Below are 305 nucleotides of genomic sequence, written 5' to 3' on the forward strand. Positions count from 1 at the left end.
CGGCGGCGACTCTGACCCGCCCGGACACGCACTTCGACCTGGTCCGTCCAGGTCTGGCCATCTACGGGCTCTCCCCGGTGGCCGGTGAGACGTACGGGCTGCGGCCGGCGATGACCGCGCGCGCCCGGGTGATGCTCACCAAGCGGGTGCCCGCCGGCACCGGCGTCTCCTACGGCCACACCTACACCACGTCGAGCGAGGCGAACCTGGCCGTGGTGCCGCTCGGGTACGCCGACGGGGTTCCCCGGCACGCCTCCAACACCGGGCCGGTGCAGCTCGGCGGCGTACGGCGGACGATCTCGGGG

Annotated in this window: 1 protein-coding gene; it reads left to right on the top strand. The window is 74.1% G+C overall.

What is annotated here, in order from left to right; all coding sequences use genetic code 11:
* Positions 1 to 305: alanine racemase (locus C7C45_RS33375; protein WP_280101419.1), on the top strand; the 305-nt coding region annotated here is incomplete at both ends.

Source organism: Micromonospora arborensis, assembly GCF_003205615.1.
Classification (GTDB): Bacteria; Actinomycetota; Actinomycetes; order Mycobacteriales; family Micromonosporaceae; genus Micromonospora; species Micromonospora arborensis.